This is a genomic window from Antarctobacter heliothermus (assembly GCF_900188425.1).
In the GTDB taxonomy this organism is placed as follows: domain Bacteria; phylum Pseudomonadota; class Alphaproteobacteria; order Rhodobacterales; family Rhodobacteraceae; genus Antarctobacter; species Antarctobacter heliothermus.
In genome coordinates, this window is sequence record NZ_FZON01000002.1 from 93420 (window position 1) to 106683 (window position 13264).

Consider the following 13264-nt stretch of genomic DNA (forward strand, 5'->3'; position numbering starts at 1 on the left):
TGAACACTCTGGAGGGGCGACGCTAACCAGCGTCGACCTTCGTGTAAACCACAGCACGCGGCGGACCTGAGTGAGCCAATCAATCCCCGCAGGCGCGGGTCAGCACATCCATCGTGTCAGCATCCGGCAAGGTCAGAGAGGCTGACAGAACGTCCTGAAAGTTACGCAGTGTATTTGTGTGAAAGCCAAAGGTCTGGCCGGGGAACGCCCGCAGATCCTGCGGGACGCGGATCGTCAACAGGTGGTCGTCACCGTCTTCGATCAACAAGAGGATATCGTCAGGGGTTAGCGGGGCGGACGTCTGCCCAACCGACACGCGCGCGTTTTTCGGGTCGTTCGGATCGAACCCGGTTGAGGCATGCGCGTTGTCAAATTGGCGAACCTGAAGCTCCCAACCTTTCAATGCCTCGCTGCATCTCAGGCGCCCATCGCGGATGGGGGCGCCGCTTTCGCTGATATCTGTCCAGTAGAGCGACAGCCCACCCTCGGCCACGCGCAACTGCACCGGAGAGGTGCTGCCAGCCGTCAGAATGCCCAGTGCCGCAAGTTCGCCGCTTGAAAAGACATGCATCGCATCTGCCGGTGTCTTGGAGGCGATCGACAGGATCTCTGCGTTGATCCCCATCTCCAGAACATACAGCAATACTTGCCCCATGATTTGCTGCGTCTGCGCTGTGGGGATCTCTTGCCCATTTGGGGTGAAGAACTGATGCATCCCCAAGGTTCCAGTGCGCGGAGCGAAACCCTTGTCCGGGTCTTCGTAGGCAGTCCGGGCACCGCCCGCGAGAAACGCAAAGGCGCAGGCGGAATTGCAGATCCCGCCTTTGGTCATGACATACCACGGTCCGGACCCGCCCTCGGCGCGTCCGATCCCGGTCGACAGCTCATTCTCACGAATGATCCGGCCAAGCTCCAGCGCGGCGCCGAGGTTCCCGCCCGGTGAATGAAACACGATTTCACGCACCCAAGGGTGTTCCGCCAAAAAGGCGCGAAAGATGTCCGGGGTGTCCTTGGTTATTTCGCCCTCGGCAATCGTCCAGCCGCAATCGGCGCAATTTCCGCCATTGGAGACGGATTTGAACCACATGGGGTCAGACAACGCGGCGGATGCGGCAAGGGTCAGCGCGGCGGCCAGCGAAAGGATTTTCATCAAACGGACTCCGGTGGGAATGAGCCCATGACGCTATCCCGCGTCCAACATCCTGTAAACTGAAGAGAAGGGGGAAGAGGGCGGATGGAGCGGGCGAGGCGATTCGAACGCCCGACCCTAACCTTGGCAAGGTTATGCTCTACCCCTGAGCTACGCCCGCATATCCATCCTGTCGTCCCGGTCCCTTGGGGTGGGGCGGTGGGTAACCGCCCGGAAAGACCGGCCATTTGGAGCGGGCGAGGCGATTCGAACGCCCGACCCTAACCTTGGCAAGGTTATGCTCTACCCCTGAGCTACGCCCGCGTGCCAAATGGTGAGCGGGGATTTAGCGTTTGTCGTCGGGGGGGGCAAGAGGAAAATGCGGCTTGTGGACGGAATAGATGGCGCGGATGCGGCACGGCGCGTCAGCGCGTCGCGGCGGGTTCGATCAGGTCCCAGCGGTTGCCGAACGGATCGGTCAAGACGACGACGGTGCCATAGGCCTCATGGCGCGGGGCCTCTGCAAAGGTCACGCCTGCGGCGCACATGGCGGCATGATCGCGGGCAAAGTCATCGGTGTGCAGGAACAGCCAGACGCGCCGGCCGCCCTGTTGTCCGATATGGGCGCGCTGATCGCCCACGGCGCAGGCCAGCAGGAACTGGGTTTGTGCGCCGCGCGGGGCGACCCGGACCCAGCGCTTGCCGCCGCCCATGTCGGTGTCCTCGATCACCTCGAATCCCAGTTGATCGACAAAGAACGCCAGTCCGTCCTCATGCGACGGCACAAGGATCGCAATCAGGGCAAGGTGAATGGGGTCACTTCCAGAGGGCGGGGACAGGGTTGCCAACCAGCAGGTCGCGTAATTTTGCCGCCAGCGGTTCATCCAGAGAAGGCAGGCGGGCGCGGGTGGTGAAATAGCCGTAATAGCGCCCGTCTTCGGCCTGGACCGCCCAGTCGGCGATCTGCGGATTGAGAAAGCTGATCGGCGCACGCAGGCGTTTGTCCTGCAAGAACCGGGCGGACCCGGCCAGTTTGCCGCGATAGCCCTTGCCATCGCGTTGGATGCTGTCGACCCAGACAAACTCGATCGGGGTGCCGGGCGCGTTCACAAAGACCGCAATATACAGCGCCAGCGAGGGCGAGAACCAACCGTTCCGCTTTTCCGTGGCGGCCAACGCGGCAGGCAAGGACGCGCGCGCCTGGGTAAAGGCGCGGTTCATCGCGGGGTCGGAACTGCGCACATGCAGCGTGGGCAACAGCCCCGGCGGCAGGGCGTCGTTCGGGATGATATGGACCGGGCCGGGATGGTCGTAGATGCGCGCCAGCGCCTCTTCCTCGGCCTCGGTGCGGGGTTCGCCAACCGCCAGCGTGGCCACTGCGCCAAGGGCGCAGAGCACGGCAATGACACGTTTGACGAGCATCCGGGAATCCTTCCCGATTCTGGAATGGCAGCGAGGGGTAGCATAACTGCCCCAACGGCCGCCCGCAACGTCGTGTCATATCTGGAAAAAAGGAAGGTTATTCACAGGGAGGCGGATCGCTCCCGCGCGGACTGTTGTGCCACTGTGCTGGTGGGGTGGCGCCGATGATTTTTAGCGCAATAACAACAGGTTTCGGGAGGAAATTCATAAAAAAGGTCAGGAGCGGTCGGCCCCGGAATCTCCGGGGCCGACCGCCGGTGTCATTCCAGCTCGATCAGCAGATCCTTGGCGTCGATCTGCCCGCCGGGCGTCACATGCACCGCCTTGACCGTGCCGTCCCGCTCGGCGTGCAGGCCGGTTTCCATCTTCATCGCCTCGATGGTCAGCAGCAGGTCGCCGTCCTTGACCGCCTGCCCGACAGAAACCGCAACGGTGGCGACAACCCCGGGCATCGGGGCGCCGATCTGGTTGGGATTACCCAGTTCCGCCTTGGGGCGGGCGACGGTCTTGGCCTTGGCATCGCGGTTGGGCACGCGGATGGTGCGCGGCTGGCCGTTCAGTTCAAAGAACACCTTTACGTCGCCGTCTTCCTGCGTCTCGCCCACCGCCTGCAATCGGATTTCCAGCGTCTTGCCGGGGTCGATTTCTGCGGTGATCTCTTCGCCCGGTTCCATCCCGTAAAAGAACGCCCGCGTCGGCAGGGTGCGCACCGGCCCATAGGTTTCATGCCGCGCCGCGTAGTCGGTAAAGACCTTGGGATACATCAGGTAGCCGTTCAGATCCTCATCGTCAAAGACGGTATCCTCGAACTTGGCTGCCAGATCCTTGCGCGCCTGGTCGATGTCGATCGGCGCGGCCTTGAGCCCCGGACGATCGGTAAAGGCCTTTTCGTCCTTGAGGATCTTTTTCTGGATCTTCTTGGGCCATCCACCCGGAGGCTGGCCCAGGTTGCCCTTCATCATGTCGATGACGGATTCGGGGAAGGACAGATCCTTTGACGGGTCTTCGACATCGGTGCGGGTCAGGCCCTGACTGACCATCATCAGCGCCATGTCGCCCACCACCTTGGACGATGGCGTGACCTTGACGATATCGCCGAACATCTGGTTCACGTCCGCATAGGTCTGCGCCACCTCGTGCCAGCGTTCCTCCAGCCCCAGAGAACGCGCCTGCGCCTTGAGGTTGGTGAATTGGCCGCCCGGCATCTCATGCAGATAGACCTCGGACGCGGGCGCCTGCATGCCGCTTTCGAACGCCGCGTACTGGCCGCGCACCGCCTCCCAGTAGTTGGAAATCTCGCGGATGGCGGCAATGTCCAGCCCGGTGTCGCGTTCGGTGAACCGCAAGCCCTCGACCACCGATCCCAGCGTTGGCTGCGAGGTGTTGCCCGACAGCGCGTCCATTGCCGCATCCACTGCGTCCACGCCTGCGCGCGCTGCCTCCATGATGGTGGCGATGGCTGCGCCGGATGTGTCATGCGTGTGGAAGTGGATCGGCAGGCCGACCTCTTCTTTCAGCGTCTTGACCAGCATCGCCGCCGCGTTGGGTTTGAGCAATCCGGCCATGTCCTTGAGGCCCAGCACATGCGAGCCCGCATCGCGCAGATCCTTGCCCATGGCGACATAGTATTTCAGGTCATACTTGGCGCGGTCCGGGTCAAGGATATCGCCGGTGTAACAGATCGTGCCTTCGAGAACCTTGTTGTTCTCCAGTACTGCGTCCATCGCGACGCGCATGTTTTCGACCCAGTTCAGGCTGTCGAACACGCGGAACACGTCAACGCCGGTCTCTGCCGCCTGTTTGACAAAGAACTGCACCACGTTGTCGGGGTAGTTGGTATAGCCAACGCCGTTTGCGCCGCGCAGCAGCATCTGGGTCATCAGGTTGGGCATCCGCGCGCGCAGGTCGCGCAGGCGCTGCCACGGGCATTCCTGCAAAAAGCGATAGGCCACATCAAAGGTGGCGCCGCCCCAGCATTCCACGCTGAACAGCTGCGGCAACTTGTGGGCGTAGGCCGGGGCCACCTTGATCATGTCGTGGCTGCGCATCCGGGTGGCCAGCAGGGACTGGTGGCCGTCGCGCATGGTGGTGTCGGTGATCAGCACCTGTTTCTGTGCCGCCAGCCAGTCGGCAACAGCCTGCGGGCCCTTTTCGTCCAGCAGGGTCTTGGTCCCCGGCGGCGGGGTGTCCAGCGGCACCTGCGGCGCGCGCGCCGGTTTCAGATCCGGGTGTGGCATCGCGCGGCCCTGCACCTCCGGGTGGCCGTTCACCGTGATGTCGGCGATATAGGTCAGCACCTTGGTGCCCCGGTCACGCCGCTTTTTGAAATCGAACAGTTCCGGCGTCGTGTCGATGAACTTGGTGGTGTACTGGTTGTTCAGGAACACCGGGTGTTTCAGCAGGTTGATTACGAACTCGATGTTGGTGGTCACGCCCCGGATGCGGAATTCGCGCAGCGCGCGGTCCATCCGGCTGATCGCCTTTTCGGGGGTCTGCGCCTTGGCCGTGACCTTGACCAGTAGCGAATCGTAATACCGCGTGATGACGCCGCCCGCATAGGCGGTGCCGCCGTCCAGACGGATGCCCATGCCGGTGGCCGAGCGGAACGCGGTGATACGCCCGTAATCGGGGATAAAGTTGTTGGACGGATCTTCTGTCGTGATCCGGGTCTGCAACGCGTGGCCGGTCAGACGCACATCGTATTGCGACGCCTTGCCAGTGGCCTCGGCCAGCGATTTGCCCTCGGAGATCAGGATTTGCGCCTGCACGATGTCGATGCCGGTCACCTCTTCGGTGACCGTATGTTCGACCTGCACGCGGGGGTTCACCTCGATGAAGTAGAACTTGCCGGTGTCCATATCCATCAGGAACTCGACGGTGCCCGCGCATTCATAGTTCACATGGGCGCAGATCTTGCGGCCCAGCTCGCAGATTTCCTCGCGCTGAGCCTCGGACAGATAGGGAGCGGGGGCGCGTTCCACGACCTTCTGGTTGCGGCGCTGGACCGAACAGTCGCGCTCATACAGGTGATAGATGTTGCCCTGCTGGTCGCCCAGGATCTGCACTTCGACGTGGCGGGCGCGGATGATCATCTTTTCCAGATAGCCCTCGCCATTGCCAAAGGCGGCTTCGGCCTCACGGCGGCCTTCCAGCACCTTGTCCTTCAGTTCCTTGGCGCTTTCGATCGGGCGCATCCCGCGCCCGCCGCCGCCCCAGCTGGCCTTGAGCATCAGGGGATAGCCGACCTCTTCGGCCTCCTTGGCGATGGCGTCGAAATCGTCGCCCAGCACCTCGGTGGCGGGGATCACCGGCACACCGGCCTCAACGGCCACCCGGCGGGCGCTCGCCTTGTCGCCAAGGGCGCGCATGGTTTCGGCCCGGGGCCCGATAAAGGTGATGCCGGCCTCGGTACAGGCATCCACGAAATCGGGGTTTTCCGACAGCAGGCCATAGCCCGGATGGATCGCGTCCGCGCCGCAGGCCTTGGCCACGCGGATGATCTCGGGGATCGACAGATAGGCCTGAACCGGACCCAGCCCCTCGCCGATGCGATACGCCTCATCCGCCTTGAAGCGGTGCAGGCCCAGCTTGTCCTCTTCGGCGTAGACGGCGACCGTCTTTTTGCCCATCTCGTTTGCGGCCCGCATGATACGGATCGCGATCTCGCCCCGGTTGGCAATCAGGATCTTTTCGAAATCAGCCATGAGTCAGGGGTCCCTTTTCGGCACGGACGCGTGTTTGCGCAATTTTGTTACTTTGAGGCTGTGCCGCGCCGCAGCGCAAGGGGTGTTTGCAAATTATTCGGTTGCGCCGGTCGCATTTGCAAACCCCTCGAAAGGCGTGGCCGGATGCCCCTTGGGGCAGCAAAGAATCTCTGGCTTCGAAAGCTTGTATTCAGGATATCGCTTTAGCGTCGTCGCGCGGAAACGCCTTGTACTTTGGGGCAATATCAATGGAGGACCGCGTGAAACGGCTGATCTATCTCAGTTCTGCTGTCAGGCTGGCAACCCGCGATGATCTTGCGCGGATTCTCGGTGCGGCCCGACGCAACAACAGGCGCGATGGCGTCACCGGGTTATTGATGTACCACGACGGGACGTTCCTTCAGATCCTCGAAGGGGAGGAAGAGGCCGTTGATCGCGTCTTTGGGCGAATCGCCCTGAACGACCTGCACCGGGGCATCCAGAGCCTGCCACCTACCCAGGTGCGCGAACGGTTGTTTGCCGACTGGACCATGGCCTTTGCCAATCCGGACACGCTTTGCGGGGATGACGATCTGGGGGCCAAGGCGTTTGAGGCGGTCAGGCAGGATCTCGACCGGATCGAGGCGTTGGACAAACGCGCGGCGATCTTTGTACGGACGTTCTTTTCGACGTTTCGCGATCTGGGGTCGCTGACCGGGGTGTGAACCGGATTGGCCTCCTCTAGCCTGCGGTCAACGCCATCCCGCGCAGATCGGCTGGACGCGCAACGCCCAACTGCCCGATGCAAGACACCAGGTCCCGGCGCAGCATGTCGATCAGATGGGCAGGGCCACGGTCGCCCAGGGCGCAGACCGCGTAGTGCCAGGCGCGCCCCATCATCACGAAATCTGCCCCCAGAGCGATGGCGCGCAACATGTCCAGTCCGCCTTCGATCCCGCTGTCAAAGATCACCGGCAGCGTGGTCGCTGCGCGCACGCCAGGCAGATACTCCACCGCCCCTTGTGCGGCGTCAAACTGTCGGCCGCCGTGGTTGGACACCCAGATCGCATCGACGCCTTCGGCCTGCATCCGCGCGGCATCGTCGGGGCGCAGCACTCCTTTGACCACCAGCGGCCCGTCCCAGGCGTCCCGCAGCCAGCGCAGATAGTCCCAGTCCGGCGCGGTGCGCAGCAGATAGCCGATGTGGGCGGTGGGATCGAGGGGGGCATTGTCCTGCGAATAGCGGTCCAGCGTTTTCATCCGAGGCATCCCGGCGCGCATCCGTGCCTGCGACCATGCCGGGCGCAGCGCGCATTGCAGCGCGATGCGCGGCGTGATGCGCGGCGGTTGCACCAACCCGCCCTGAACCTGTTTTTCGCGCCGCGCGGCGACGGGCACATCGACAGTCAGCACCAGCACCTTGAACCCGCTGTCCTTGACCCGCGCCAGCATGTCCCGGCGCATGTCGATGTCGCGCGGCGGGTACAGCTGAAACCAGCCTTTGCCGCCGGTTTCGGGGCCAACCTCCTCCGGTGTGGCGTTGGCGACCATGGACAGCGCATAGGGCAGATCGGCCTTGGTCGCTTCACGCGCCAGCAACCGTTCCGCGCCGGGCCACAGCAACCCGGACTGGCCCACCGGGGCCACGCCAAAGGGCAGGGGGTGGGTCTCGCCGAACAGGTCCACCGACAGGTCTGGTGCCACCTCTCCATGCAGGATCGACGGTGTGAACAGGACATTGTCCAGGCCTGTGCGGTTGCGACGGGCGCTGGCCTCGGTCCCGGTGGCCGTGTCCAGATAGGCCCAGGCAAAATGCGGAACCCGCCTGCGCGCGGCGCGGCGCAGATCGGCGACGGTCAAATAGCGGCTGTGAAGATCCATGATGCCATCTGGCGCGGGATCATTGCGGGACGCAAGCGACCTAACCGGCATTCTCGACAAATCTTCAACATATTTTAAGCGCCTTGGCGGAAGTTGGTCCTCAGCGATAGAAAAGGACATCCCATGCACGCGATGATTGTCGACCTTGATCCCACACGCCTTGAACGCAGCCAGATCGCCTTTCTGGAAACGGGCATCCATGTCACTGGATCGGGCAGCTTTGCGGTGGCTGAGACCTGTCTGCGCCGGGCGGTGGTCGATGTGCTGGTGATTGACGCCGATTGCGGGACAGAGCGGATTGTCAGCCTGACTGCGCTGGCCGAACGGCGCAATCCGCGGCTGGTCACCATTCTCCTGGCCCGCGACGTGACAGAGATCACGGATCTGTACTCTGACGCGGTGACCACGCTGCATTGCGTGCTGGATGGGCGGGTCTCTCCGCGCGTCGTATCGCGCATGGCGCAGGCCTCGCTGGCGGGACGGGCCGCGTGCAAGTTGACACCGGCCCGCGCGGACAGCGTGCCGCAGGCCCCGGCGGCCGACCCATCCATGCCCAATCCCGTCTTTTCCACAACGCGGCGCAAACCAGCGGCGCACCCCGGCGTGGCCGTCCCGGCCTGACAGTTGAAAAATCGTCGCACAAGGGGTGAACATAGGGCGAACGCGCCCTTCCCCTGACCGCCCGATGGCGCTAGATTGCCGCCATGAGCAGTTTCGACGAATTCGATGCCTTCGAGGCATCCTCGCTTTCGGCGCGCGCCATGGCGGCGCGCCCCGCCCCCTATCTGGATGAGCTGAACCCGGCCCAACGACAGGCGGTCGAGGTGCTGGATGGCCCGGTCCTGATGCTGGCGGGGGCGGGCACCGGCAAGACCAAGGCGCTGACCGCGCGGGTGGTCCACCTGCTGAACACCGGCCGCGCCCGGCCCAATGAAATTCTCTCTGTCACCTTCACCAACAAGGCCGCGCGCGAGATGAAGCTGCGCGTGGGCCGGATGCTGGGTCAGACCGTTGAGGGCATGCCGTGGCTGGGCACCTTCCACTCGATCTGCGTCAAGCAGTTGCGCCGCCACGCCGAATTGATCACCGCCGACAGCGACAGCGACACCGACGCCGTGGTTGAGGGGGCTGACGCGCCGCCCGGCCCGCACCTCAAATCCAACTTCACCATTCTCGACACCGACGACCAGTTGCGCTTGCTCAAGCAGTTGGTGCAGGCGGCAGGCATCGACGACAAACGATGGCCCGCGCGGCAACTGGCCAATATCATCGAAGGTTGGAAAAACCGGGCCCTGACCCCGGACAAGGTGCCCGCAGCGGACGGCGGTGCCTACAATCATCGCGGGCCAGAGCTTTACGCCGCCTATCAGCGCCGCCTGCTGGAACTGAACGCCGTCGATTTCGGTGACCTGCTGATGCACATGGTCACCATCTTTCAGACCCACCCGGACATCCTTGCGCAATATCAACGCTGGTTCCGCTACATCCTGGTGGACGAATATCAGGACACCAACGTGGCGCAGTATCTCTGGCTGCGCCTGCTGGCGTCACAGCACAAGAACATCTGCTGCGTCGGCGATGACGATCAGTCGATCTATGGCTGGCGCGGCGCAGAGGTGGGCAATATCCTGCGGTTCGAAAAGGATTTTCCCGGCGCGCATGTGGTGCGGCTGGAACAGAACTATCGCTCGACGCCGCATATCCTCGCCGCTGCCTCCGGTGTGATCCGGGGCAACACCGGACGGTTGGGCAAGGAACTGTGGACAGAGGCCCAGGAGGGTGAAAAACTGCGCCTGATCGGCCATTGGGACGGTGAGGAAGAGGCCCGCTGGATCGGTGAGGAAATCGAATCGATGCAGGGCGGCACCCGCGGGATGCGGCCCTATTCGCTGGACGAAATGGCCATTCTCGTGCGCGCCAGCCACCAGATGCGCGCGTTCGAGGACCGCTTTCTGACCATCGGTCTGCCCTACCGCGTCATCGGCGGCCCGCGTTTCTATGAGCGGATGGAGATCCGCGATGCCATGGCCTATTTCCGCCTCGTCGTGTCGCCCACCGACGATCTGGCATTTGAACGGGTCGTCAACACGCCCAAGCGCGGCCTTGGCGACAAGGCGCAACAGACCATCCAGCGCATCGCCCGAGAAAACGGCGTTTCATTGGTCGATGGCGCGGCGCTGGCGGTCGAACAGGGCGCAATCAAAGGCAAGGGCGCCAAGGCGCTGGGTGAACTGATCGTGGGCCTTGCCCGGTGGGGCCGCATGACCGGCGACAAGGACGTCAGCCACATGGAACTGGCTGAGATCGTGCTGGACGAAAGCGGCTACACCGGCATGTGGCAGAACGACAAGACACCAGAGGCCCCCGGCCGTCTGGAAAACCTCAAGGAACTGGTCAAGGCACTGGAAAGCTTTGAGAACCTTCAGGGCTTCCTCGAACATGTCGCGCTGGTCATGGACAATGAAAAGGATGAGGCCGGGGCCAAGGTGTCGATCATGACCCTGCACGCGGCCAAGGGGCTGGAATTTCCCGTGGTCTTCCTGCCGGGCTGGGAAGACGGGCTGTTCCCGTCGCAGCGCAGCATGGATGAAAGCGGCGTCAAGGGCCTCGAAGAGGAACGGCGGCTGGCCTATGTCGGCATCACCCGTGCCGAAGAAGTCTGCACCATCAGTTTTGCCGGCAACCGCCGCGTGTTTGGCCAGTGGCAATCGCAGTTGCCTTCGCGCTTTGTCGACGAACTGCCCGAGGAACATGTTAACGTGCTGACACCCCCTGGCCTTTACGGCGGCGGCTACGGCGCGGCGGCCTCCGCTGCCACGGGCGGATACTCATCGGGGGTCGAGAAGCGTGCGGCCGAGGCGAATGTCTACAACTCACCGGGCTGGAAACGCTTGCAGCAACGGCAGGGCCAGCGTCCGGTCAGCCAGCCCAGTGAAAGCCGTACCCAGGTGATCGACCTGGAGGCCGTGTCGGCCCATACAGTGGGCGACCGCGTGTTCCACCAGAAATTCGGCTATGGCGCGATTCTCGGCATCGAGGGCGACAAGTTGGAGATTGCGTTCGAGAAAGCCGGAACCAAGAAGGTGGTCGCCCGGTTCATCCACACTGCGGACGATGTGCCTTTCTGACCAAGGAGAAATGGGCGCGCCTCCAGGGCAATATGAGACAAAACACCGGGTAGGGGGCTCTGCCCCCGTCGCTCCGCGACTCCCCCGGGATATTTCAAGCCAGAAGAAACACTTGGTTAACCAATTTGCCGCAATGTTGGTCTGCGGTACAGGCGGGGACGCCGATGACCGCGCCAGGAGAAGCCTTGCGCTTCGCCCGCCTCTTCGGAGGCGGGTTTTTCTAACTGTCGCGTTTCTTCTGGCCTGAAATATCCCGGGGGTGAGGCCAAAGGCCGAGGGGGCAGAGCCCCCTGTCATCCAACCGGCAAAGGCGCGTCGGCCTTGGGCTGATCCATGACAATTTGCGAATGCACGCGGGCCACCACCGGATGGGCAAGCAAGACGTCGTGGATCAGCATGTTCAGCGCCGACAAATCCGGGCAATAGATCCGCAAGAGGTAATCCGCCTCGCCGGTCATGGTCCAGGCAGAGATGATTTCGGGGCGGACGCGCAGCAGGCGCGCGAAGTCCGTGCCTTCCTTTGCGCCGTGTCGCGCCAGTTGCACCTGGACAAATGCCTGCACGTCCAGTCCCAGCTTTTCCGGGTCAAGCCGCGCGCGATAGCCACGGATGACGCCGGCCTCTTCGAGACGCTGTCGCCGCCGGCCCGCTTGGCTGGCGGAAAGGTTCAGGGCGGCGCTCAGATCCTGTGCCGTCGCCTGTCCGTCGCGCTGCACCGCGTCCAACAGGGCAATATCAATGGTATCCAGGTCGGCGCGTTTTTCCTGCATGAAATCACCTTTCTCGGCGGGTACTGCGCGTACTTTGGTCAATCAAGGCCGATAATGCGCGAACTCCGCGCCTTGGTAAAGGTACATTGAACTCAAAGCATTCACAGCAGGAGAGACGCATGGGACCCTTCCCGCACGACGCCCCGCAGGCCACGATCACCGAAGAGAACCCCGCCGGCACGGACGGGTTTGAATTTGTCGAATACGCCAGCCCAGAGCCGCAGGAGCTGCGCGATCTCTTTACCCGCATGGGCTATGCCCATGTCGCCAACCACAAGACCAAACAGGTTGAGCTTTGGCAGCAGGGCGACATCACTTATGTGCTGAACGCCGAACCGGACAGCTTTGCCTCCAAATTCGTGGCAGAGCACGGGCCCTGCGCCCCCTCGATGGCATGGCGTGTGGTCGATGCGCAGCACGCCTTTGACCACGCGGTCGCCAAGGGCGCCGAACCCTATGAAGGTGCCGACAAGACCGTCGACTGGCCCGCGATCAAGGGCATCGGCGGCAGCCTGATCTATTTCACCGACCAGTATTATGACACCTCGCCCTACAACGCCGAATTTGACTGGATCGAACAGTCCAAGCCGCGCGTTGTCGGCTTTTACTACCTCGATCACCTGACTCACAACGTCTTCAAGGGCAACATGGACAAGTGGTTCCAGTTTTACGGCACCCTGTTCAATTTCCGCGAGATCCGCTTTTTCGACATCGAGGGCAAATTCACCGGGCTGCTGTCGCGCGCGCTGACCTCGCCTTGTGGCCGCATCCGCATCCCGATCAATGAGGATCGCGGTGAAAAGGGCCAGATCGTTGCCTATCTGAAAAAGTACAATGGAGAGGGCATCCAGCACATCGCCGTGGGTGCGCGGGATATCTATGCCGCCACTGACCAGATCGCCGAGAAGGGCGTCAAGTTCATGCCCGGCCCGCCGGACACCTACTACGACATGTCCTATGACCGGGTGCAGGGCCACGAAGAGCCGATCGACAGGATGAAAAAGCACGGCATCCTGATCGACGGCGAGGGTGTGGTGGACGGCGGCGAAACCCGCATCCTGTTGCAGATCTTCTCAAAGACCGTGATCGGGCCGATCTTTTTCGAGTTCATCCAGCGCAAGGGCGATGACGGCTTTGGTGAGGGCAACTTCAAGGCGCTCTTCGAATCCATCGAACAGGAGCAGGTCAACAGCGGTGAGCTGGACGGCGCGGCCTGACCGCAGGGCTCAAACGCGCAAAACACAAAACCCC

At 62.8% G+C, this 13264-nt stretch carries 10 protein-coding genes and 2 tRNA genes; 4 read left to right on the forward strand and 8 right to left on the reverse strand.

The window, feature by feature from the left end:
- Positions 1–79: 79 nt before the first annotated feature.
- From CHB90_RS01610 to pyc, 6 genes are all read right to left on the reverse strand, one after another.
- Positions 80–1150: a COG3904 family protein gene (locus CHB90_RS01610; protein WP_089276104.1), complete on the reverse strand. Its 1071-nt coding sequence runs from the start codon at positions 1148–1150 to the stop codon at positions 80–82.
- A gap of 85 nt (positions 1151–1235) precedes the next feature.
- Positions 1236–1310 (reverse strand) — tRNA-Gly (locus tag CHB90_RS01615).
- 68 nt (positions 1311–1378) lie between these two features.
- Positions 1379–1453 (reverse strand) — tRNA-Gly (locus tag CHB90_RS01620).
- Positions 1454–1554: 101 nt separating this feature from the next.
- Positions 1555–1977 (reverse strand): VOC family protein, encoded by a 423-nt coding sequence (locus CHB90_RS01625; protein WP_245823116.1) that lies wholly within the window; start codon positions 1975–1977, stop codon positions 1555–1557.
- A complete protein-coding gene (locus tag CHB90_RS01630) occupies positions 1946–2551 on the reverse strand; it encodes a YegJ family protein (RefSeq protein ID WP_089276106.1) in 606 nt (201 codons plus the stop codon). The genes CHB90_RS01625 and CHB90_RS01630 overlap by 32 nt, the downstream gene beginning before the upstream one ends.
- Before the next feature lie 260 nt (positions 2552–2811).
- Entirely contained in the window at positions 2812–6255 is a 3444-nt protein-coding gene (gene pyc / locus CHB90_RS01635) for a pyruvate carboxylase (protein WP_089276107.1), read from the reverse strand.
- A gap of 260 nt (positions 6256–6515) precedes the next feature.
- On the opposite strand from pyc, the gene CHB90_RS01640 reads away from it, so the two are divergent.
- Positions 6516–6959 (forward strand): BLUF domain-containing protein, encoded by a 444-nt coding sequence (locus CHB90_RS01640; RefSeq protein ID WP_170940961.1) that lies wholly within the window; start codon positions 6516–6518, stop codon positions 6957–6959.
- Between the two features lie 16 nt (positions 6960–6975).
- Here the strand turns inward: CHB90_RS01640 and CHB90_RS01645 are convergent, their stop codons facing one another.
- Entirely contained in the window at positions 6976–8115 is a 1140-nt protein-coding gene (locus CHB90_RS01645) for an alpha-hydroxy acid oxidase (protein ID WP_089276183.1), read from the reverse strand.
- A 123-nt stretch (positions 8116–8238) separates the two neighbouring features.
- Here CHB90_RS01645 and CHB90_RS01650 point away from each other — a divergent pair, with 123 nt between their 5' ends.
- Positions 8239–8736 (forward strand): hypothetical protein, encoded by a 498-nt coding sequence (locus CHB90_RS01650; RefSeq protein ID WP_089276109.1) that lies wholly within the window; start codon positions 8239–8241, stop codon positions 8734–8736.
- Positions 8737–8819: 83 nt separating this feature from the next.
- Positions 8820–11243: an ATP-dependent helicase gene (locus CHB90_RS01655; RefSeq protein ID WP_089276110.1), complete on the forward strand. Its 2424-nt coding sequence runs from the start codon at positions 8820–8822 to the stop codon at positions 11241–11243.
- A 293-nt stretch (positions 11244–11536) separates the two neighbouring features.
- Here the strand turns inward: CHB90_RS01655 and CHB90_RS01660 are convergent, their stop codons facing one another.
- Entirely contained in the window at positions 11537–12013 is a 477-nt protein-coding gene (locus CHB90_RS01660; RefSeq protein ID WP_089276111.1) for an Lrp/AsnC family transcriptional regulator, read from the reverse strand.
- A gap of 119 nt (positions 12014–12132) precedes the next feature.
- On the opposite strand from CHB90_RS01660, the gene hppD reads away from it, so the two are divergent.
- Complete coding sequence (gene hppD, locus CHB90_RS01665) at positions 12133–13230, forward strand: 4-hydroxyphenylpyruvate dioxygenase (protein WP_089276112.1); 1098 nt, start codon at positions 12133–12135, stop codon at positions 13228–13230.
- Positions 13231–13264: the final 34 nt, after the last annotated feature.